The following is a 23,248-nucleotide window of genomic DNA, read 5'->3' as shown; positions in this document are numbered from 1 at the left end:
TTGTTCGTAATTCATATTATTAATCTAATTTTTTCTTTTATTTTACCTAGAACGAGCGCACTTTCGCAAGAGGTCTAATATAAGGCTCTGCGGTAAAGGTTCCTTCGCGGACGGCATCGTTTAAAACTACATCTGACTGAGTTCTTGCGACATAGTTGATAATAGATGTCGGGAGCTCCTGACTGTTATTAACAGCAAGAGATTGCAAGACTTGGACGGAACCGTCAACGTCTCCGGCAGCTTCTATTCTGAGTTCGCCCCTGCTGTTTAGCAAGATAAGAAAACCTTTTTGAGCTCCGGCATTTTCAATGGTAAGTTTAATTAAGTTTGACAGCAAGGATGCTAATACTACTTCGCCGGATATTGCTTGCGATGCTTTGATTACTGTGGTAAAGTCAAGCATTGATGAGCTGCTGCTGCCTGTGGATGTTGGCGGATGGGATGTGGTTATGGCAGAAAGGTTTGTACCTGTTGATGTTTGTCTCAGCCATAGCTGAGGGTAGCGCTTTTCTAAGTCTTTAACTTTGGCTGCTGCACCCCAGCGGAGATAGGAATAGCGGGCATTTTGCAGGTAGGTATTGGCAATTAATGTCTTATTTTTAGATAAGTAAAATTTGGCAGCTAGTTCGTAAGAGAGGGCTTCTTCGTTGATGTATTCGTTTTCTCCAGCGGTGGCTATCGCACGATCGTACCAGTCCATTGCTTCAAAGTTTTCCCCTTTAATGCGGCACAATTCTGCTTCTATTAGTTCTACTTTCTGCAAGTAATTCATCGGTGCGTGAGTTGCCAATACTTTCAGTTTATCCAGATTGACGGCTACTTGTTCTAAAATTTGTTCGCGATCGCTCTGGCTGACATCAAAGTAAACAGCAAGTCGCACCAGAGAATCGTAGAAATAAAAGAGGGGCGCGACAAGCGAACCAAGCACTCCAGCTAAATATTGCGCTGCTAAGTCAGCATATTTTACAGCTTCAGCAAATTCTCCAAAGAGATAACAGAGAAGCGTTTTTTGCAAGTAAATAATAAAAACAGCACTGCGATTGTTTTTTTGCAGCATCATAGGCAACTGGGTGTCTTCATTATATGCTTCCCCGATTAGCTTGCAAGGATTCTCCGAGCGATCGATTAAATTGAGAACTACCTGCCGGATTACTTCGTTGCCGGTCAAATCAAATTCTTGCTTGAGTTGGCGTATCATGCCATGGTAGGCAGCTATTTCTCTTTCCAATTCTGTGAGTTCTTTGCCAACAAAATAGCTATGCCAGCAGTACACACTGGCATTGTGGCAGGCATTTCCTATGTCTCCGGTTTCCAAACCGATTGCCCAACCATCCTGCGACAGCTTTAAAGTTTTCCTAACCGATTCTTTGTAATGTTTGACAAAAGCATTAACGCAGTGAAGCGTGTGTGCTTTAACTGTGCCGGCGTTAATTTTCTCTAGCAAATTTAAAGCCAGTTCGCCAAATCGATAGCCAGATTCTATGTCGTTGAAAATCGCGCTAAAAAGCATTCCACAACGGGCATAAGCGGGCAAAGAATAAGGATTATTGCCATATTCCAGGGATAAATTTACCAGTTTAAAAATCAATAAAGGCTGGAGTTTTGGGAAGGAAAAATAGGCAACATCAAGAGTGCTGGATATCACCTGCATGGCTGCTAATTTGTCCGGGGCTGTCATCAGTGGTAAATCGATTAAATCTTCGATTTCTCTGCCTGTTAGCGCTGCCTGAGTTGCTTGCAGCGCCACCTCAATATCTGTCGGATTGGGCTGTTTGGGAAAATGTATATCTAACTGTTCTAGCACTGATAAAGCTGTGTCTAATGCTTGCTGGAACTGGCTTTGTGCTAAATGAGAGCGAATTTTTACTTGATAGACTTTTACTTTATCGAGCACTGTTTTCGCTTGTTGCAGCACGGAAGTTGCTAATTCCTCCATCTGCTCGAAATCGGTACTGATGTAAGCGGCTTCTGCTGCTTCTTCGTAGAGATTCAGCGTTAAGTCGTATTGGGTTTGCCAACTGTCTGCACTTAATAATTGCCTGCCCGCCGCGAAGTAATCTAGTGCTGATTTATAAGCAGCGGAAACTTTGGCTTTTTTGCCTGCTAAAAGGTTGAGCGCTGCCAGTTCATTGCGCTGTGGCTGCGTGGCAATTAATTCGCTGCCAAAGTTGAGGTGATTGACGATATCAAATATTTTCTGTTGTCGCTGTTCCGGCGCAGTATTTTCCAACAAAAGTTGTCCGACTCGATAGTGGACAACTTGCTTTTCTGGTTCGGGAATTAGAGAATAGGCGGCTTGCTGGACGCGATCGTGCAAAAATTTGTAATAAACAGTTAAATCTTCTGAACTTTGCTCTAATTCTAGAAATCTGTAATCATTACCCACGGGAATAATTAAAGTTTGCCTAACTGCTTCCAAAAGTTTCTCGTTAGTTGCTTTTACTGAATTTTCACTAACAATCGCCAACATTTTTACGTCAAATTGATTGCCAATGCAAGCAGCAAATTTTAATACTTGCTGTGTTGCCTGGGACAGTTTTTGAATTTTTCCTGCCATCAGTTCGACTACATTGTCAGTAATTCCCTTGGCTTGAATTTGCTCTAAATCCCACTGCCAGTCTCCCTTTGCCCCCTCAATCTTCGGAGAGGTAGGTCCAAATTTCAACAGTTTCTCAGCATAAAGTGATTTGAGAAACTCGTTAATAAAAAAGGGATTGCCTTGAGTTTTTTGCACGACTAACTCTGCTAAGGGCAGGGCTTTTTCGATGTCGCATTTAAGAGTATCTGCAATTAAATGATTGACATAATGTAACTTTAAAGGTGAGAGGAAAATTGAATTAATTACGCCTCCCTTTTTCTGAATTGCATTAATTGTTAACATCAGCGGATGGGCGGCAGTGACTTCGTTATCCCGATAAGCACCAATCAGAAACAGATATTGCATATATGGGTCGGTGATTATCAATTGAAGCATCTGCAAACTTGCGGAGTCGGCCCACTGCAAATCGTCGAGAAACATGACTAAGGGATGTTCAGGCTTGCAAAATACGCGGATGAAGTTATGCAATACTAAATTAAACCGATTTTGGGATTCAGCGGAAGAAAGTTCGGATAATTCTGGCTGCTTGCCCACTATCAATTCTAATTCGGGAATTACATCAATAACGACTTGAGCGTTAACTCCAACTGCTGTTAATATTTTTTCGCGCCACTGTTGGAGTTTGACTTCTGTTTCTGCGAGCAATTGCTGCACTAATTCTTGAAAAGCTTTAATGACGGCGCTGTAAGGAATATTTCGCTGCAACTGGTCAAATTTCCCGGCGATGAAATAACCTTTTTTTCGGGTAATGGGTTTGTAAATTTCTTGTACTAATGCTGATTTGCCAATGCCGGAATATCCGAATACTAACATCATTTCGGAATGTGGTCGGCTGTTGGGGGATGGCTGAGTTTCTGAGGTTAGACTTTCTGCTTCTTCCTGCAAGCTACCTGCAACTCGCTCAAATGCCGCCAGCAGGCTTTCTATTTCTGTTTCTCGGCCGTAAAGTTTTTGAGAAATTTGAAACTTATCTGAAATATCGTGCTGACCAATAGAAAAGTCTTCTATCTTGCCTTGAGTGTGCAGTTGAGTGAGACATAACTCTAAATCTGCTTGAATTCCCCAAGCGCTTTGATATCGCTCTTCTGCTATTTTTGCTAACAGCTTCATTACGATATCTGAAACAGGTTTAGGAATCTCTGGATTGACTTCTTGGGGCGGAAGGGGTTGTTTAGCGATGTGACAGTGTACTAATTCGATCGCGTCATTACCTTCAAAAGGCAGTTGATTGGTTAGCAGTTCGTAAAAAGTTGCACCTAGGGAATAAAAATCAGCGCGGTAATCGATGCCGCGATTCATTCTTCCGGTTTGTTCGGGTGCGATATAAGCTAAAGTTCCCTCTAAAACGTTGGGACTTATTAGGGTAGGATTTTCTATAGACAAGACTGTCGAAATGCCGAAGTCAATAATTTTGACTTCCCCGGTTTTGGGGTTGATAATTATATTAGATGGGTTAATGTCTTTGTGGATAATATTAGCGCTGTGAATCTCACCCAACATCTCGACAGTTTTGATAGCGATGGGGAGAAATTCCGCTAAGGTTATCTGACGTTGCTGCCGCCATAAACTTAAAGATTCAGCGCCCTCATCCTCGAAGACGATGGCAAGAGAATTATGATATTTTTCTAAGCTGTAAGCTTTAACAAAGCCTGAGAAATTCAGAGTTTGACTGATTTGGTATTCCTGCTGGTATCTCAGCAGTTGTGCTGGCGTTGGCAATTCTTCTTTCAGCAGCTTGAGGATGATCGGTAGGGGTTCGGCGTAGCCGTCGCGTAGCGAATCGCGATCGCGAATTCCGCGATAAACTAAGGAATTTTCGCTTTCATAGATTTGGGCTAAAATCTGATATCCGGGAATACCAAGCATAGTTTAAATTGTCCGTTTTGAGCTTTTGCGCTTTCTGTGCAGCAGTTGCAACCCCATCTTGCCATTATTGCTCATATATGACTGCAGTGGGAGCTCGATCGCTGCCCCTGCATAAAAAACGACTGTTTGCAAAATCGGGGTGCTTCCTAGTGCGAGAGATTCAAAAATAGCGAGAGAAGAGCTTTGGATATTTTGGGAGATGTCTATTGTTAACACATTTGATAGGAAATGGATATTACTCCTGACTTCTGACTCTTGACTCAGGACGAATGCTAGATATACAAATATTTCTGCCTTCTCCCCATGATGTAGGGTGCGCGCGGCGCACCTTACACATCTGGAATCACCTATAACCTAATGATTGCAACTTAATTTCAACTACAAATATTTCTGCAACAACAAACCCATTTTCTCCTTAGTGGCGGCCGGCACTTGGTCCAGCCGAGTCAGAATTGCATATTTCAAAGCTGAATGTGCATCAGATACGGGGGGATTTTCTGTTAGTCTACGGACTGTTTCTTGAATGACTTTTTGAGCATTCTCTGCATTGCGGTGCAAATTTGCTATTACCATTTCTACAGTTACGCTGTCGTGATCTTCGTGCCAGCAGTCGTAATCGGTGACTAATGCTAAAGTTGCGTAGGCAATTTCTGCTTCTCTGGCTAATTTTGCTTCCGGCAAATTTGTCATTCCGATGACTGTCGCCCCCCAACTGCGGTAAAGGTGGGATTCTGCTTTTGTGGAAAATGCGGGGCCTTCCATGCAGACGTAAGTGCCGCCCCGGTGCAGGGTAACGTCGGTGAGGTTCAAGGATTCGATCGCACTTGCCAATACTTTAGCCAATTCGCCGCAAACCGGATCGCCGAATGTGATGTGAGCAACAATTCCTTCTCCAAAAAAGGTAGAAACTCGATTTTTTGTACGATCGATAAACTGATCCGGCACTACCATATCTAAAGGTTTCGCCTCTGCTTTCAGGGAACCAACCGCCGACGCTGAGATTAAATACTCAACTCCCAAACTCTTCATTGCATAAATATTGGCGCGATATGGCACTTCTGAGGGCAAAAAAGTGTGGTTGCGGCCGTGTCTAGCCAGAAATGCTACCGACGTACCATCCAATGTTCCCACAATTGCGGCATCCGATGGCGCTCCAAAAGGTGTATCAATTTTCACCTCTTCAATATCCTTGAGGGCCTCCATTTTATACAAACCGCTGCCGCCGATTATTCCGATTTTTGCTTGTGCCATTTTTACTTTCTGCCTGAGTTTTACAAGAGTGATTCTATCGGGCCATCGTTAACTTGGCGTAAAGATAATTGAAGATTTCGTGACAAAAGTCACCCGATATACACCATATTGTCACCAAAAGTATGTGATATTAATCACAGTATAACTTCACAAAATCTTTAAAAATAAAAGTACATAGTTCTGTTATCTACTTTTAGCGTGTTAAGACCATGACAGTCAGCTCTGCTAACTTCCCCAAAATCTCGATCGAGGCGATCGTCCAGCGCATCTTTGCTTTTCGGCAAATTACTCCCCTTGACAGACGGCTGCTGAAGTCAGCAATGCTAGCCGAGAAAGGTCTTAACGAAAAAGACCACTCTCACATCAACCGAGTGTGTCAGGGCATCCGAAACGGATTGATTTTAGTTGTGGAATAACTTTGCTACACTATCTATTGCTAGCTCAAGAAGCTATTTTAAAAGTTGTGTTTAAGTCTGTATCTCCGGGAACTGAGTTCGGGCGATGTTTTACTATTTTTCGGCGCGCGATGAATCTACATCACAAATAATATTATTTCCCTCTTATCGCTCAAAGTTCAACAGCCAAAAGCCTGTATAAGTCATGCCACTATCATCGGGCTGCACTAATAAAAAATGTAATCCTTTACTTAATTGCTTGCGCTGTTGGTAAATTTGGGCCGCCGCTTTCACCTCGCTATCTTCAAAAGTAGCAACAACCCACCTATCTACTAACCCAGCTTCCAATATCAATCCGTCGGGTTCTCCAGCGATATAATTCAAAGCAAAAGGTTTGGCGTCCTGAAGCCATCTAGCCAAGCGCATAGACTGGCGTCCACCGTCAATCACAACTCCCGGTACGGGTACTGTTGAGGCCAAGCCCAAATTCAGCGGTAACAGCAATTCTGGCATTTCCAAAATTGGCAGGGGACGCCCTTGGAAAGCCTCTTCAATGTCACCGGCGGGTAGGGAAGCAAAACGCCAGCCATCGCCCCAGAGGTTTTCGGGTAAGGGTACGGGCGGCGGCGAGTCGAGGGCGATCGCACTGTAAGTTTCACCTGTATAATTAGGCATACTCGAATATTCTTTGGCGCGTTGTTGCAGCAGCAGTTTCAGAGCCGGAGTGCGCCGAGTCGCTTCTACCTTGACGCCCAAAACTTTGCCCGCAGCTTCGATTAAGCCCAGAGACTGAGGCCTAAATACTTGAATTAAGTCCGGCAACTTCTGAGTTTGAGCTTGCTGCTGCAACTGCGAGGCTAGCCAATTAGAATTTGCGTCCCCCTGGCGGCAAACAGCGCTAAATTGAAAACTGCCTTCGGAGTCGCAAATTAAGAGTTCCCACAGTGGTTTGCCAGTTTCGTCTTGGAGAGGGCGGCGGTAAAAATCGGCTTGCCAAATACGCATAAATAATTAAAAATTAAAATCTCTAACTCGATTATTTTAGTATAGCCTGGTGACAATCCGATACAATACCGAACTCTCAAAAAAAACTTCTAGCGATATATTCTCAGTTCATATTTAAGTTTTATTTCAATATAGCAATCCTAAATCCTTTGTAAATTTCTTACTCCCTCCCCTTACCAAAGGGAGTGTTGGGGTGGGGTAAAAAAATTACGACTGATGCGAGGATTGCTATATCTAACACCAGTCAAAAAAACTGCAACTGTAGGCCCGCGATCCAAACCGTGGTAGTAATCAGTAATTCCCCATTCTAAAATCTAAAATCCCAAATCCCAAATCTAAAATCTAAAATCTAAAATCGAATAAAGGCTCGCTTAACCATTTTCCCTTAGCAATTAGCCATTCCCCAATTTATTTAAGATGGTGAACCAAATACATATCCAACTCGCCTTTATTTTTAGCATAAATTTTTCCTCGGTATTCGCATTCAAAAAAATCTCTAACTAATTTAAACGTGTCGTGAGAGATATTGATATTTCCAGGTACGCCGGAAGATTCCATCCTAGAGGCAATATTAACTGTATCTCCCCAGACATCATAGGAAAACTTTTTATGACCAATTACCCCAGCAAGTATTGGGCCTGAATGAATGCCAATGCGGATATCCCAATAAGGGATATTTTGTTGAGCTTTATGCCATTTTCGCAAATCCATGAACTGTCGAATTTCTATCGCCGCAAGTACAGCGTCAAATGCGTGTGTTGGGCGAGGCGTAGGAATTCCGGCAGCGCACATATAGCTGTCGCCAATAGTCTTCAGTTTTTCCATAGAGTATTTATCCATCACGCGATCGAAATAAGAAAAACAATAATCTAGTTCGTCAACTAACTCTCGCGGCGTCATTTTTTCAGATAACTGAGTAAAGCCTTTAAAGTCAGTAAATAAAACCGATACGTTATCATAATAAAGTGGTTCGACTTTGCCGTTATTTTTGAGTTCCTCGGCAATCTCAACCGGCAGCACGTTCAACAGTAGCCGATCAGATTTGTGCTTTTCGGCATCGAGTTCGGAATACAGGCTATTTATCTCTTTAAAACGTTCAGCATTGCGGATAGCTGAGGATAGTTGCAAAGCCAAAAGATAGCCAATTCGTAAATCTTCTTGAGTGTAAGCTCGTGGCTTGGTTGTGGCAAAATTAATTGTGCCTAAAATCTTACCTTCACTTTCCAAAGGAATGATAATTTGCGAAGCGTAGGGAGATAAAATAGCAGTAGCACCCGCTTCTTGAATTAATTGAGGTTGACGTGTGGTGAAAGCCTTGTGAATAGGCCCACCCTCTGGGAGGGCTCCAATATCTACAGGGATATGCCGGCCAAATAAGGTCATGCAAGCGTTAGTGCTGTGCAGGCAAACGCTACAGTGTTCAAAGTCTAGCAACCATTTGGCTTGCTTGCCTAGTACCCGCAAAATCTGGTTGAGATCGAGGGTGCGGTTAATGGCCGTGGCAACTTCGTTGACAGCGGAAATGCGGATGGAAAGCGCTTGAGCTTCTGCTAACAAACGCCGGGCTGTCAACAGAAGCTCTTCTCGATCTTGATCTTCTAGCCGATCGCCCATAATATGGGTATAAAATATAGATTACAAAGCATCTATTTCGAGGGCTATTGCATCAGTATATCGGTTGACAAAGCTAAACAAGTCTGCTGTCGCAATAATCTCAAAAATTTCTGAATCATCAAGTCCTAAATCCCGCAGGTTTTGGTACTCAGTTTCTGTCATTTCCAGGGGTTTGGTAGCAGCCAGCAAGCCAAAGGTAATTACGGCTTTATCACGTTTTGGCAAAGGGCAGTTGGCAAAGTCAGAAACTAGGGTTCGCAGTAGTTCTTCGCTCATCCCCAAGGCTGACAATCCGTGCAGGTGAACTTGGAGAGCGTACTCGCTATTATTTGATTGGGAAATAGCGACGCCGACCATTTCTTTAAGCGTGCGGGGTAAGTCTCCTTGCAGGATGGTTCCCCGGAATTTTTTCCAATTTGCTTCTAATAGGTCAGGGTTGATTGCCATTGACTTGAACAGGTTGGGGACGATGCCAAACCCCAAGTCTGTCAATATTTCTTCGTACACTGCTTTCGCTTTAGGATCGGTAAGTTGCTCGTATTCTACAAGTGGAAAGTGTGTCATTGTTTTGTTTAAATTTACGGCAGTTAATTTTGGTTTGGATTTACGTATTTGTTATGTAACACCACTCAAAGGGCGATGTTACGAGTTATCTTGGCTTGAGTGGGATTGATGATAAAATGCACCGCTGTAAGCAAACCGCGAATCATGAAGATGAGTTAGCAACAAATCTGATTCTTGAGGCTGGATTAAACCTGTAATTATAGCAGTAACAGGAGCCCATAAAATTCTGTTGCGATCGGGTTCTAGGGCTAATTTTAGATTCTCCCAATGGTTGTTGTCAAGTGTCGGCAATTCATCGGGCGCGACGGCGTGAAATCTTACCACAACTCTTGAATTAGAGATTGCTGTTCTGTTCGCTAATTTTTAGGCAAAAAACACTGTTCGATCAATCAATCCGGCTCCACAAATGCCCTGAATCTTATGCTCCGGCGCGTGCACAGGGGAAGAAACAAAACGCTGTGCGATCGAGTTTATTGAATTAGTCAGATGCTCGATCGACAACCCATGCCCCAGCCAAGCTACGCTAACGCCTGCGACTGGAGTTATTATAGATAAACTGTAAACTTCTATCATTGTCGCTGCATTTGCTATGAACCCTGCCCTGACTCAATTTGGCGCTCAGATGTCCCACCTCACGGGAGTTCGGGCAATTATGAAAGATATTATTGAAACTCTCAGAGCCGGCAGCGGGCAGGAGTTTATCAATTTGAGCGCCGGAAATCCGGTGATTTTGCCGGAAGTCGAGCAGTTGTGGCGCGATTGCACTGCGGAACTTTTGGCGAGCCCGGAATACGGCGAGGTGGTTTGTCGCTACGGTTCCAGTCAAGGTTATCAGCCGTTTATCAATGCGGTTTTGGCGGATTTCAACCAGCGTTACGGATTGAATTTGACAGATCGCAATATCTTAATTACTCCCGGTAGTCAATCGATTTACTTCTACGCAGCCAACGCTTTCGGCGGCTACACTACCAGCAAACAGCTTAAAAATATTGTTTTACCGCTGAGCCCAGACTACACGGGTTACGGCGGCGTTAGCTTGATTCCCGAAGCGGTAGTCGCCTGCAAACCCACCCTCGATATTGATGCAGCCGCGCACAGGTTCAAATACCGCCCGGATTTCAGCCAACTGTCGATCGACCAAACCACCGGTTGCGTCATTTTTTCCCGTCCCTGCAACCCCACCGGCAACGTTCTCACCGACGACGAAGTTAAGAAAATTGCCGATTTAGCGGCCGCTTTCGACGTGCCGGTGTTCGTAGATTCCGCCTACGGCCCTCCCTTCCCAGCTTTGAATTTTACCGAGATGACGCCGATTTTTGGCGGCAATATCGTGCACTGCATGAGTTTGTCGAAAGCCGGATTACCGGGAGAAAGAATCGGAATTGCGATCGGCGATGAAAAAATAATTCAAATATTAGAATGTTTTCAGACCAATATGTGCATTCATTCCCCGAGATACGGACAGGCGATCGCAACTCGTGCCATTGCTTCCGGTGCTCTTGCCGACATCTCCATCAACGTAATTCGGCCGTACTATCAAAGTAAATTTGCGATCGTAGAAACCACTCTAGAACAAGCAATGCCGAAAGATTTGCCGTGGTTTTTGCACCGGGGCGAAGGAGCAATTTTCGCGTGGTTGTGGCTGAAAGATTTGCCAATGACTGATTGGGAACTGTATCAAGAGTTGAAAAAAGTCGGCGTAATTGTCGTGCCAGGAAGTTCTTTCTTCCCCGGTTTGCGGGAAGATTGGCAGCACAAACATGAGTGTTTACGCATCAGTTTGACGGCGACAAATGATGAGATTGAAACTGCTATGAAACGCTTGGCTCAAATGGTAGAAAAGCTTTATCAGTCAGTTGACAGTTGACAGTTGACAGTTGACTGTTAACATTCCCCATACTTCGGGTACGCGGTTCCTGAGCGACTCGTGCTGAGCGTAGCCGGAGTAAGTCGAAGGGCAGTAAAAGTTACTACTTACCAATTACCCATGACCGCTGAACATGACTTTTTCCTTGGCAGAGCGACTACAATTGAAATAATAATTAGCAGCGCGGTGGGTTATGGCAGTGCAATTACTCAAAAGGTTGTTGACCGTAGAAGAATATCATTTAATGGGCAAAGCTGGTATTCTTTCCGAGGGCGATCGGGTTGAACTGATAGAAGGAGAACTTATCCAAAAGGCAGCCATTGGAACTCGTCATGCTTCCTGTGTGAGACGATTCATCGGACTGTTCAGCGAAATTCCCAGAAACCGGGCTTTTCTGGATGTGCAAAACCCCATCCAGTTGAGCGAGCGAACCGAACCCCAACCTGATGTAGTATTGCTGCAACCCCGGGCTGATTACTATTCAACAGCACATCCAGTACCGTCAGAAGTTTTGCTGTTAATAGAAGTATCCGATAGCACGGTTGATTACGATCGAGATGTGAAAGTTCTGATTTACGCTCGATCGCTAATTCAAGAAGTCTGGCTGGTAGATCTAGAGGCACAATGTTTAGAAGTTTACCGCCAGCCAACTCCTAATGGTTACAGTTTAATCCAAAAATTTTGGCGGGGTCAACAAGTTGCGTCGCTCGCCTTTCCTGATGTGGAAGTGAATATCGATTTCGTACTGGGATAGATTCGGATTATAGGTTATAGAAAACATTCCCAAGTCGCCATTTTTCAATTAAACCACCCGATAAACAAAACTCAGAGTTGCCCAAACATTCACATCCAAAGCCCAATCATCCGTCGAGATTCCCACTTTCTGCACCCCCGGAATGCTAGCCGCGTGCAAATCTTCGAGTACCGCCCGCGCCACATTTAAAGGATTCAACAACACTCGAATTGGCAGGGCATCCCTCGTTTGCTGCATTTCAGCTTCTATTGCAGCCAGAGTTTGAGCGAAGGGACTCTCACTAAATATAATGATAGTTTCCGCAAGTCCGATCGCCCCAGATACCGCCCACCCAACAGCCCCAGCCACCGGCCCCGTCACATTCTCCCCAGGAGTGATCGCCCGCGACATCCCCCTCACAGCATCTTTGCCCTCAGGGCCGAGCACGGACAGCCTTCCCGCGCAGTCCGAGCAAAACACCGCAAAGTAAACCGGGCGATCGCTGTCGTTATACAACCTGTAGCTAACTCGGCTGCCCTCTGGCAAACTTAGTATATGAGCGCTTGCCGATTTCTCACTTTCCCCGCTCAGCGGTTCCAGCCGATAATCACCGCCGCCCCGCACCGGCTCTCGCTGCGCCACAGCCCGCGCTTGCGGTGCGAGAGTTGCCACAACCGCCCGCACCTTCAGGCGCGAAGACCCCTCATTGACTGTCAGCCGCAGCAACTTCCCAGCCTGCAGCGCTTTCAACTGCGGAGTCAAGCGCTGCACCGCCACCTTGACTGCTTCTCCCCCGTCGCCCTCAGTAACGGGAATCAGCATTTGAGCCAAAGAAAACAAACCGTAACGGCTTTGATACAAAGCAGGCTCGTGAGGCGAGACTGTTTCGGCTAAAGTTGTTTCCGGGACTCTGCCGAACCGACAGTCAGCCAATTGCTCGCTGCCTACCGCCGCAAGTTGCGGCAAAGTCGAGAAAGCACTGGTGGCGTCCACCCGCTCGATGCGTTCCAAACCCGAGTCCAAAGCTACTGTCAAACCGATATTTCGCGGCAATACCCGAATTTCTTCCCTCACCAGTTCGCCGACTGTTAATTGGCCGAAAGTTCGATCGAACCCGTCTAAAACTTGGGCTTTAGCAGAGAGGCCCGTGCGTCCCCGCAGCAAAAGCCTCGCGCCCTCCGAGGAATCCACAGCAAACACAGAACCCCCGCAGCACTCCAAAACCCCGGGCGACAACCCCCCCAGCCACAACTGCACAGTTTTGCCCCCCTCTTCCACCGCCGTCACAGCGCCGTCAGATGCAGGGGAATTCAAAATTAAATTTGAAAAATTCACCGCCGGCGCGGCTGTTAAATCGTGATGGCGCATTTGCGGTTGCTGCGATAACCCCGCGATTTGCTCGACATTACCCGCGGCGCGACTGAAATTGACGCTGAAGCTGCTAGCGGGAGTTGCCCACCACAAAGTTTGGGTGAGGGCGTAGGTAAACAAACCTGCGGTAAATCCGTTCCACTCTTGTTCGGCGGCGAGTTGGGAATCCGCACCCGCGGCAAGTACGGTGGCCGCAGGACGGAGATTTGGGCGGGAGCGGAGGTCTTGGGCGAACGTTAATTCTGCGAGGCTTGGCTCCCCGATGGTGGGGCGGGGGCGGGAGCGTATGCGAAAGTTGCCGTTTTTGGGGAAACCCGGATAGGTGTAGCTGGTGTCGAGGATGGCGATCGCATTTTCTGTCGCGAGCGATCGCATCAACAGCAGCAGCGTTTCCTCTAAAATATCGTTCACCGCCCGGTTTGCTAACAGCGGCAAAACATCATCCGCCGGCACCAAACTGTTTTGCATTATTCCCGGAGACTCAGCCAAACTAACTCGGCTACCGCAGCCGCTAAAGTGAAAAACTACCACGTCACCGGGTTTTGCTTGTTCGCTCAAGTGAGTCACAAAAGCCGTCTCGATATTGTCCCTGGTAGCTTGAGCGTCCGTCAAAGTCAGAATGTCCGACGGCGCAAATCCAAACCGATAGATCAGCAGTTCCCGCTGCAATTCCACATCCGTGACGCAGCCGCGCAGGGGCGAGTCAGGATATTTGTCAACGCCCACCAATAAAGCCAATTTGCGGGCTGTCGGCTGGGCTAAGGCTTGGAGGTAGCGATCGTCCAACCGCAGCCACAAAGCCTCGCTGATGCCGATGGCGGCCAGCACCCGGCCAGCTTGCTGCAAAAATTCCCGCCGCTTCAGTCCCATTTTTAAATAGCTTTAAATTTTAAATTGTGAATTTTTAGTTAACTTCCCCTCAAAAATTTTAGGGAATTTAATTAGGTTGTGAGTGTTTAGTATTAAGATAATTTTTAAGTTTTAAGTTTTGAGCTTTAAGTTTAAAACTGTAAAATTTAAACTCAAAACTCAAAATTAAAACTATGCAGAATGTCGCCCACACCACATTTCAAGATCTAAATCTCGTAATTGAAAATATTCATTGCCTTGGCTAATTCTGCCGCGACTTCCGGCCGGGAAAACTGCGGTGGTGGCAATTTTCCAGCGCGCAGCATTTCCCGCACTTTGGTTCCCGACAAATGCACCCGTTGTTCGGGAGTGCTTGGGCTTGTTTTAGTTGTAGCCATTTGTTCTGTCAGTGTGCAATAGAAAGCGTGCTCGAATTTCATCGGCACAATTCCCAATTCTCCGGGTTCAAATTCATCAAAAATATGTTGGGCATCGTAAGTGCCGTAATAATCGCCAACTCCAGCGTGATCGCGCCCCACGATAAAGTGAGTGCAGCCGTAGTTTTTGCGGATTAAAGCATGAAAAATTGCTTCTCGTGGCCCGGCGTAGCGCATCGCCGCCGGATTAATTGCCAAAATTACGCGATCTTTTGGATAGTATTTTTCTAGCAGAATTTCGTAGCAGCGCATCCGCACATCAGCCGGGATGTCGTCTTCTTTTGTCGTCCCGACTAGCGGGTGCAGAAACAAGCCGTCTACTGTTTCTAAGGCGCATTTTTGGATGTATTCGTGTGCCCGGTGGATGGGGTTTCGGGTTTGGAAACCGACTATGGTTTTCCATCCTTTTTCTTTGAACAGTATTCTCGATTTCGCCGGGTCAATTTGGTATTGGGGAAACCGGGCGTCTAGTTCGCGTTCCAGTAACCAAACGTCGCCTGCGAGGTTAACGGGTCCGGATTGGTCTACTACTTGGACGCCCGGGTGTTTGAGGTCGTCGGTGCGGTAGACGTTGAGGGCTTCTTCTTCTTTGCTGTAGTGGTATTTTTCTGCGAGTTCCAAGAGTCCGACAAATTCGCCCGCCGGCGAATCGAGGCGCACTAAAGTTCCTTCTTTGAGGGTGTCGGCGACTGCTTGGCTGACACTGAGGGTGATGGGAACCGACCAAGGAAGGCCGTTGGAGAGGCGCATTTGTTTAACGACCGATCGATAATCAGCTTCGTTCATGAACCCTTTGAGGGGACTCAGGGCGCCGATGGCGATCATTTGCACGTCAGAGATCGATCGATCCGAAAGCTGGACTCGCGGTAAGACTTCTGCTTTGTCGAAAAATTCTTGTCTTTGGTCTAGTGTGGCAATGCGGTTGACCAGGATGCCGCCGTGAGGGGCAATGCGGTCTGAATGCTGGCTCATGTCGATTTGAAGTTGTGGGTTTTAGCTGCCAGAATACATAGTATCAAGCGGTGGCTGCAATTCTACATTTTTTAATTGTTCTGGACTTGTGCAGAACGCTGCTTTTGTGGCGCTGTAATTCTTTAACTGTAAACTCCCGCGCTCAAAACTCTAAACTTTCCGGTCAAGTCTGTACTTGAAATTCTTCCGGATCTATTCCCCAATTTACCCAGCTAATCGCTTCTTTAGCAGATCGCACTTCGGGCGGCACTCGCAAAGCGTGAAGGTGTCCCGTACTCGGACAAGTCATCTTTAACAAATATATTGGCTCTGCCTCAAGATTATTCTCAATTTTCAACAAAGTATATTCTTGCCAAGTATCCAATTCGATGGTTTGCAATTCCTGACAAATTCTCGGATAGCCGATCGCCTGAATCAAAACTCGCCGTACTTCAGCATTCTGTTCTGTTAATAGCCATGAAGCTTGCCAAGACTGCGGCGGAACTTGACCGATTATTTCCGGCAGTCGGACGCCGCGATAAGAGTATACACTGAACTTGTCAGCAAATTCAACCGCTGGTTGGCCTTCTGCGTGGAGCAAATATTCGTTGTCAAAATGAAGTTGGATCGGGCGATCGCACACAAAGCATTTTTTCTCAAACGGGTAAATCCAGCCGCAGTTTTCCACTAAAGATTTAAAGGCTGAGTATAAAGGGCGATCGTACTCCAAATTTAACACGCCAATACAAAAATCCACCCAACTCCCGTGACAGGCTGAGAGTTCGGAAACTATGCTGTTATTATGATAAGTCTGATCGATCAGGAATCTCTGAAATCTTTCACCCAACTTCTTTGCTAATTTGACATAAAGTTCGTCTTTAACATGAAAGTGCAGTTGATTCATCAGTTGAGCGTACAGCGGATTATAGAGTTGGCTGTAAATTTGATTTTCCAGCTCCCTGCCGAGTTGACTTCTTAATATATCGTACAATTCATTATGAATTTTGTTTCTGATTTCACTGGCTGTTCCCAGACCAGAATCGGGTATCCTTAGCGGTTCAACTGCTTGCAAAGCTATGTAAGGGCTGTCACAGAAAATAATTTCCGGTTCAGGACAGCGGATGATATTGTAGGCGGTGTTGATGGCCGCTGTCGCTTGCGGGCGATCAATCAGTTTTATCGAAAGTCCAATTTCTCGCCACTTCTCGCGATAAATCGGAAATAGCGCTGTTTGTTCTGGAGTAATTGCGATCATTTTTACAGATAGATTATTTAATTCGGGGTCAAATATTTTCTACCTCGCATCCGGTAACAAACTATCATTAAGTTTGTAATAACAACGGAATTTTCCCTAACAACCTATTTTATTAGAGTCGTCCAATCATTGGTATAAATTAACGATTGTTTGCAAAACCCCTAAAATCATAGGAATATTATCGAGGCAATAAACATCAACATCAATAATTAAATTATTTCCTTCTAATTTAAGAAACCGCCAGACAACGCCAGTAGTTACGCAGCCAAATACTGCTGGTATGGAATTGTGTTCGCGTTGGTTAAATAGCTGAGCCGCTACCATTTGTGCTGCACACTGTGGCAGACAAGATTCTATTTCTCCGCCTTTCGTTTCTCTCAATGCAAAAACCGGAACTTTAATTTCAAAATCAAACGGAACAGAAGACATTAAAAAGTCGCATTCCCCATTCAATCCCAGCTCAGCATCTACATCAAATGACCAACCAGAAAAAAGAGAAAATTGTCTGTTGTTCCTTTCTCTAAATTCTAACAGAATAGGAGAAATAATCCGTTCTGAACGTTCTTTTGCAGTTGTAACAGCAGTGTTAGAACTAATTTCGATTGCTCTCCAAAGCCATTCGGAGGGTTCTAGAGGAACAACCTTGGCACTCAAAATAGGACTGAGTGATAGATCCAAGCCAAATCGCTCTTCTAATTCTTGGAAAGTAAAGGATTTGTAAGGCATATTTTTCAGATAAGTCGCTGAAACTCTAGATTACTTGGAGAGACCAAGCGAGTTAATAAACGCTAAACACCCTTGTATAGCAACCCTTGCAAAATTTGGTCAACCTCTCTTTTCTTCCTTCTTCTCTCTTCCCTCAGACTTCAACATCAATCGGTTAGTTAAATCCGTTACATAATCCGTTGCCGATCTTCCTTCTAAACATTTAACCACTCAAGGAGTACCCTGGGCGCCGGCAACAAAATCATTAACAAAAGCGCCATCGCCAACAACCCCAAAAAATCCCGGCGATTATCCAATTCGCTAACATCATTCAACGCCGGTTCGTCGTTTAGTGGCGTGAAAAACAAAATAATCGCCCACAGCAGCAAACCCTGTTCCAAAAAAGAAAGCAGCAGCATACAAAGTCTAGCAACTTGCCCGATCGCCATACTCGCTCGCTGGCCAAACATCGCGTGTACGATGTGCCCGCCGTCGAGTTGTCCCACCGGCATCAAATTAAACGCCGTCACGATCAAACCCAAATAACCCGCCACCGCTACCGGATGCAAATTGATCGCTGTTTCCGCATTCAAAGCACCACCCAAGGTTAACTTGCTCAACAAAGTCATCAGCAGCGAAAAACTGGGTTTGAAAGAGTCAAAATTTAACATTCCCGACTTTTCAGACAGCGGTACAATAGTCGAATGATTCAAACCCCAAATTAATAATGGCACTGTCGCCACTAAACCGGCAAGGGGCCCAGCAATGCTAACATCAAATAAAGCTCGGCGGTTGGGAATAGGACTCCGTATTTGAATGAATGCCCCAAAAGTTCCCAAGAAAAAAGGAACCGGGATAAAATAAGGCAAAGTCGTGCGAATTTGGTAAAATCGGGCAGCTAAATAGTGGCCGGATTCGTGAATTGCTAAAATTGTAATTAGAGCCAGCGAGTAAGACAAACCCTGGAGCAACATTGACGGGTTGGACTGCAAAGCTTTTTCAGTAACTCCGGCAATTTGCGAGCCGACAATCGTCGTCGTAAACACCGTGATGAGCAGCAAAGCTAATGCGAAAAATGGCCGAGTTATAGCTTCGGTTTTGACAGGAGTTTCCCCTGATTGATGGCTGGGATTGGGAACTATAGCAAAAAAAGGTTGACCGTTCAAGCTGTTTTGAAATACTACTAAAAAGCGATCGCCAAAAAGCCTCTCCACATTCTCCCGAATTGCCTGATAAGCCGCCTCCGGGTTCGTCCGCAACTGTCCGCGACAAATTACAGCCTGCGGTCGAAATTCCAAATCTCGCAAAAAATAAATTGACCAAGGAAAACAATCGCGCAAACTCGCTTCTTCTTCTTGATTTATCGGGCGCACGGGCGGTTTTGGCTTTACAGGTTCAGTCGCAGAGTCTGCTACCTGCTCAGCAGTTTCGGCGGTAATTTTCTTGCGCCCCAACTGTACCAAAAACCAATACAAAAAAGGGCAAACCAGAAAAGGTATAATTACCAACTCCGGCGGTACAGTTTTGCTGCTACCGTAAACTAAAATCCAACCACCCCAAATCAGCGCGGGCGCCATCATTACCAGCCACAGCAGCCATATCGGAGTCTTGGTGATGCGGCTGGTGCCGTTCTGCAACAAGAAGTACGATATCAGCCCCAATACGAACAACCATAGTAAAAAGAACATAATATTTATCCCATTCCCTTCTGAAATACTTCCTTGAAACAACAGAGTTTAGTCTCCAAACAACCCAGGCCCGTGCTCGACAATATCCTTGCTTTCCCGCCTAACCGGGAAACCCTGGGTGCAACAGCCTATTTCATTGTAGAAAACCAAACTAACATCCTGGTGGATTGTCCCGCTTGGGATGAGATTAACCAAACATTTTTGCGGGAACACGGCGGCGTGCGACTGCTGTTTCTCACCCACCGTGGCGCTATCGCCAAGGCGCGGGAGATTCAGGAAGCCACGGGGTGCGAGATCCTGATTCAAGAACAGGAAGCTTATTTACTGCCGGGTTTGAAGGTGACGGTTTTTGAGCGAGAATTTGTTGTGAGCGATCGAATGAAAGCATTTTGGACTCCTGGCCATTCTCCTGGTTCCTCTTGCCTTTATCATAGTGGCAGCGGTGGAGTGCTGTTTTCGGGTAGGCACTTGCTCCCCAACCGAGAAGCCGCCCCAGTACCGCTGTTGACAGCAAAAACTTTTCACTGGCCTAGGCAAATTAACAGCGTGAAGTCAATTATTGATCAATTTTCGCCGGAAACTTTACAGTATATTTGTCCCGGTGCAAATACTGGTTTTTTGCGGGGAAAAGGATCGATCGATCGAGCTTTTGAGCAATTAGCCAATCTGGATTTAGCTGTTTGTTTGCAGTCAAAACCTGAACCATAAATGTATGCTGCAACATCAAAAAATGAGCTGACGCGCTAATTATAGCGGTAAGGTGCGCCCTTACGCACCCTACATTATTCTGCAATCTCTTAGAGAGGAATTTCGTTGGTGAAGTAGCGGTTTAACCGCCGATTCTTACCGTGGAAAAAACTGTGGAAAAAACCGAAAAACAAAAAATGCTCGCCGGCGAATTGTATTTAGCTGCTGATGAGCAATTAATTTTAGATCGCCAGCGAGCCCGCCGCCTCGCCCGAACATACAATTCTACCCGCGAAGACGAACCAGACAAGCGGTTAGAAATTCTCGCAGAATGGTTCGGTGCAGTTGGCCCAAAAGTTGAAATCGAGCCACCTTTCTACTGCGACTACGGCAGCAATATTTATGCGGGAAACGGATTGTATATGAATTTTGGCTGCGTGATTCTCGACTGCAATCGAGTTAATATTGGCGAGAATTTACTGTGCGGGCCCAACGTACAAATTTACACCGCTCTTCACCCCACAGACCCGGAAATGAGGCTTTCTGGCCTAGAACTCGCCACTGAAATTAATATTGGCAATAATGTTTGGATTGGTGGCGGCAGTATTATTTGTCCAGGAGTCACTCTTGGCGACAATAGCACGATCGGCGCAGGCAGTGTTGTGGTCAAAGATATTCCCGCAAACGTCGTGGCGGCGGGGAATCCTTGCCGAATCCTCCGGCATCTACCTTGATGTGGTACGATCGACACAATCGTGCGATCGGCTCCTTGGAGCTTCACCAAAAAATTTTAGGTTTAGAACAGGCGGTTTGAGATTTTTCACGTAAAATCCCCAAAAAAAACCGTGCAATAAATCTAAAATCTCAAATCTAAAATCGCTTAATATCAAATCCGTTAGCATCGGAATAGTAAATTCGAGTTCACTGTTGACGGTTGACTGTTCACGGCGTCAACAGTCAACCGTCAACAGTCAACATCATTCCGGTGTAACCGGAAATGATATAATTTCTCGTTCCCGGTTTCCACACTACCAAGCTTTTCTTATGACGACTGCCACAGTTTATTCCAACGCTCCTGATCTCTGCACCGACGACTACATAGCAGTCGGTGTAGCTACCTGCTTCATCAAAGAAGAAGGCGAAGTTTTTGAAGTGCAAGTAATCGAAGCTATTCCCTCAGCAGCTTTAGAAGCAATTGTAAAGGGAATTCCCACATCCTATTTAATGATTTGCGGGACGACTTTGGGAGCAGTGCTCGACGGCGAAACACCCAAAATGTTGCCAGAATTCCCGACATCAGCTCAGTTTAGCGAAGAATTTGGCTTTCGGGCGATCGCCGCGGCCCGCACTTACAAAATTCGCCCCCAAGCTCAACTTCACATTCCCTTGGGAACAGTTCGCAACGACTTTACTTATTCCTTAGAACGCAAAAGGGTGCTCAACTCCGAGCGCATCATTCGCACTGAAGACAATGTGAAACAGCACGAACACACTCACAAGGTTCTTTAAAGAAATCGCCCAAATGTGGGAATTTAGCACCGAAAATAGTTGTGATTTTTGACGTGAATTAAAGATTTAACAAATTTTTCGTTCATTAATGAAGGAAAAGTTTTGAAGATTTACAGCAATTTCCAGGTTTATGAAGTACGGTTGCAAGGGTTTGTCAACCATTTTGGTAAGTGCTTGGGATTAAGATGTACTTTATTTGCCTGGAATGTGCTGTAATTATTAGAAGAAAAGCCCCACATCTGAACGTAGGGTGCTCTTCAGCGCACCTTACCTAATTTATCAAGCTTACCTAGATCCCATGAAAAACAGATGCTGCGATTGCTTTCCTTCGCAGCGCGAAAGCTAACGCTCCCCGTGAGCAATGACAGAAATACTTTATTGATGAGATCGGGAACGGGTTCACCTAATTTTTAACACTTATTGACAAAACTATTAACTTGTTATTGAAATGTTTAAATTTTCCCAAAACCTGGTAAAATTATATTCCATTTTAATAATGGTGAGCCGATCAGGGGGAAAAATTTTAAAAATCCCGGCAACTATTCAATGCTATAGCGGTTCTCAAGAAAGTGAGGTATGCCCTATGCCCTATGCCCTATGCCCGATAGTACCTCATGTTACTGAGAAAGGCTATAGTAGTTTTAGACTACTGGCAGGTTAGGAATACATGGCAGGTGAACTGAGGGTTTCAATCTTAGAAAGTAGTCAAACCCTGGGAAGCTTTGCGAAAGTGAAGTGGTGAAAATTAACTGAACTATTGCCAGCAAGATTTAAGGGCGAATACCCTCTGCACTACCAAATTGCCCTATTAATTTTGGGCGTAACAATTATGGCAGTTAGCATCGCTGGTTGTATGAGCTATCAAAGCGTTCGTCGCTGGATTCTCACGAATTTAGAGCGAAATGCGACGTTACTGATTCATGGTATGAATCAACTTTTTTCGGAATTTACAAAACTCACCATACTTGGCTTATAGCAATTCCGAAATTTTGAATTCATATCTGTATTGAACAACGCCGTCTTTCATATAAGACAGATAATCCCGAATTTTTTCCACACCCGCTAATTATGAAATAAATGTGATTTAAATATGAATCAATTATGATAAAAGCGCCCGTTTATCAAAATTTAGTGTAGAGTAAAACAGGCAAGAAGAACACTTTACCTATAACATCTAACACTTTTTACAAAAATGGATGCAGCCACTACTATATTACTTTCCTTGGGACTCGCAGCAGATGCTTTTGCTGTAGCTGTTTCCAGCGGTTTAGCAATCAAACACATGAAGGTCAATAAAGCTTTAAAAATCGCCTTATTTTTCGGAGGTTTTCAAGCTTTAATGCCCGTAATAGGATGGCTCATCGGTCTTAGTTTTAGTTCTTTGATAACACCGATCGACCATTGGATAGCTTTTGGGCTTTTGAGTTTTATTGGTGGTAGAATGATTTACGAATCGCTGCAAGGCGAAGAATGCCAGAAAAAGTTCAATCCCTTAGATACGGGGACTTTGATAACGCTGTCGGTGGCGACGAGTATCGATGCTCTCGCAGTTGGTCTCGGATTTGCTGTCCTGAAAGATTCTATTGCTCTTGCGGTGACTGCGATCGGATTCGTGACTTTCTTTCTCGTATTTGCTGGCGTGTTTATCGGGCACAAGTGCGGCAACTTATTTGGCAATAAAATAGAGTTACTGGGAGGTGGAATTTTAATTGCGATCGGCAGCAATATCTTATGGTCGCATTTAACAGCAGCGTCGGCAGTCATCACTCATTAGTTAGTCGTTATTTGTTATTTGTTATTTGTAGGCTTGTTCCTGGTTACCAGGCAGGGTAAACGCATCTTAATTTCAACCTAAAACATGATAAGATTAAGTATTTAGCTAAATCAAGTGCGTAATTCATA

At 45.2% G+C, this 23,248-nt stretch carries 19 protein-coding genes; 7 read left to right on the top strand and 12 right to left on the bottom strand.

Annotated features, from left to right (window positions below; all coding sequences use genetic code 11):
- Positions 1–46: 46 nt before the first annotated feature.
- Positions 47–4,465, bottom strand: coding sequence for a serine/threonine-protein kinase PknK (locus QT994_RS24670; RefSeq protein WP_333179271.1), 4,419 nt, complete (start codon positions 4,463–4,465; stop codon positions 47–49).
- Between the two features lie 378 nt (positions 4,466–4,843).
- Positions 4,844–5,716, bottom strand: a complete 873-nt coding sequence (locus QT994_RS24665) for an S-methyl-5'-thioadenosine phosphorylase (protein WP_333179268.1) — start codon at positions 5,714–5,716, stop codon at positions 4,844–4,846.
- A 209-nt stretch (positions 5,717–5,925) separates the two neighbouring features.
- Here QT994_RS24665 and QT994_RS24660 point away from each other — a divergent pair, with 209 nt between their 5' ends.
- Positions 5,926–6,132: a hypothetical protein gene (locus QT994_RS24660; RefSeq protein ID WP_333046722.1), complete on the top strand. Its 207-nt coding sequence runs from the start codon at positions 5,926–5,928 to the stop codon at positions 6,130–6,132.
- 144 nt (positions 6,133–6,276) lie between these two features.
- On the opposite strand, the gene QT994_RS24655 is transcribed toward QT994_RS24660, so the two are convergent.
- The 5 genes from QT994_RS24655 to QT994_RS24635 form a co-directional block, all read right to left on the bottom strand.
- A complete protein-coding gene (locus QT994_RS24655; protein WP_333179265.1) occupies positions 6,277–7,116 on the bottom strand; it encodes a Tab2/Atab2 family RNA-binding protein in 840 nt (279 codons plus the stop codon).
- 408 nt (positions 7,117–7,524) lie between these two features.
- Entirely contained in the window at positions 7,525–8,730 is a 1,206-nt protein-coding gene (locus tag QT994_RS24650; RefSeq protein WP_333179262.1) for an adenylate/guanylate cyclase domain-containing protein, read from the bottom strand.
- Positions 8,731–8,751: 21 nt separating this feature from the next.
- Positions 8,752–9,294, bottom strand: a complete 543-nt coding sequence (locus tag QT994_RS24645) for a peroxidase-related enzyme (protein ID WP_333179259.1) — start codon at positions 9,292–9,294, stop codon at positions 8,752–8,754.
- Positions 9,295–9,372: 78 nt separating this feature from the next.
- The gene (locus QT994_RS24640; protein ID WP_333179256.1) at positions 9,373–9,618 is read right to left on the bottom strand and encodes a hypothetical protein; all 246 of its coding nucleotides are present in this window, start codon (positions 9,616–9,618) and stop codon (positions 9,373–9,375) included.
- Between the two features lie 39 nt (positions 9,619–9,657).
- The gene (locus QT994_RS24635; protein WP_333179255.1) at positions 9,658–9,867 is read right to left on the bottom strand and encodes a hypothetical protein; all 210 of its coding nucleotides are present in this window, start codon (positions 9,865–9,867) and stop codon (positions 9,658–9,660) included.
- Between the two features lie 16 nt (positions 9,868–9,883).
- On the opposite strand from QT994_RS24635, the gene QT994_RS24630 reads away from it, so the two are divergent.
- Both QT994_RS24630 and QT994_RS24625 read left to right on the top strand, forming a co-directional pair.
- Positions 9,884–11,161, top strand: a complete 1,278-nt coding sequence (locus QT994_RS24630; protein WP_333179252.1) for a valine--pyruvate transaminase — start codon at positions 9,884–9,886, stop codon at positions 11,159–11,161.
- A gap of 193 nt (positions 11,162–11,354) precedes the next feature.
- Positions 11,355–11,915, top strand: coding sequence for a Uma2 family endonuclease (locus tag QT994_RS24625; protein WP_333179250.1), 561 nt, complete (start codon positions 11,355–11,357; stop codon positions 11,913–11,915).
- Positions 11,916–11,963: 48 nt separating this feature from the next.
- Here the strand turns inward: QT994_RS24625 and QT994_RS24620 are convergent, their stop codons facing one another.
- From QT994_RS24620 to QT994_RS24600, 5 genes are all read right to left on the bottom strand, one after another.
- A complete protein-coding gene (locus QT994_RS24620; protein ID WP_333179248.1) occupies positions 11,964–14,135 on the bottom strand; it encodes a caspase family protein in 2,172 nt (723 codons plus the stop codon).
- A 206-nt stretch (positions 14,136–14,341) separates the two neighbouring features.
- A complete protein-coding gene (gene sat, locus QT994_RS24615; RefSeq protein WP_333046714.1) occupies positions 14,342–15,523 on the bottom strand; it encodes a sulfate adenylyltransferase in 1,182 nt (393 codons plus the stop codon).
- 163 nt (positions 15,524–15,686) lie between these two features.
- Positions 15,687–16,757 carry a DUF6745 domain-containing protein gene (locus QT994_RS24610; protein WP_333179245.1) on the bottom strand — a complete coding sequence of 357 codons (1,071 nt, stop codon included), beginning with the start codon at positions 16,755–16,757 and terminating at the stop codon, positions 15,687–15,689.
- A gap of 126 nt (positions 16,758–16,883) precedes the next feature.
- Entirely contained in the window at positions 16,884–17,483 is a 600-nt protein-coding gene (locus QT994_RS24605; RefSeq protein WP_333179241.1) for a hypothetical protein, read from the bottom strand.
- A gap of 194 nt (positions 17,484–17,677) precedes the next feature.
- Positions 17,678–19,150 (bottom strand): site-2 protease family protein, encoded by a 1,473-nt coding sequence (locus QT994_RS24600; protein WP_333179238.1) that lies wholly within the window; start codon positions 19,148–19,150, stop codon positions 17,678–17,680.
- A 33-nt stretch (positions 19,151–19,183) separates the two neighbouring features.
- Here QT994_RS24600 and QT994_RS24595 point away from each other — a divergent pair, with 33 nt between their 5' ends.
- The 4 genes from QT994_RS24595 to QT994_RS24580 all read left to right on the top strand — a co-directional run bounded on the left by QT994_RS24595 (position 19,184) and on the right by QT994_RS24580 (position 23,120).
- Entirely contained in the window at positions 19,184–19,858 is a 675-nt protein-coding gene (locus QT994_RS24595) for an MBL fold metallo-hydrolase (protein WP_333179236.1), read from the top strand.
- Between the two features lie 152 nt (positions 19,859–20,010).
- Positions 20,011–20,571 carry a sugar O-acetyltransferase gene (locus tag QT994_RS24590; RefSeq protein ID WP_333179233.1) on the top strand — a complete coding sequence of 187 codons (561 nt, stop codon included), beginning with the start codon at positions 20,011–20,013 and terminating at the stop codon, positions 20,569–20,571.
- A 310-nt stretch (positions 20,572–20,881) separates the two neighbouring features.
- Complete coding sequence (locus tag QT994_RS24585) at positions 20,882–21,346, top strand: hypothetical protein (RefSeq protein WP_333050609.1); 465 nt, start codon at positions 20,882–20,884, stop codon at positions 21,344–21,346.
- 1,192 nt (positions 21,347–22,538) lie between these two features.
- Entirely contained in the window at positions 22,539–23,120 is a 582-nt protein-coding gene (locus QT994_RS24580; RefSeq protein WP_333179231.1) for a manganese efflux pump MntP family protein, read from the top strand.
- Positions 23,121–23,248 lie beyond the last annotated feature (128 nt).

The organism is Microcoleus sp. S13_B4, assembly GCF_036700885.1.
Classification (GTDB): Bacteria; Cyanobacteriota; Cyanobacteriia; order Cyanobacteriales; family Microcoleaceae; genus Microcoleus.
The sequence above is the reverse complement of the archived record's forward strand: the minus strand, read 5'-3'. Positions and strand labels throughout refer to the sequence as shown.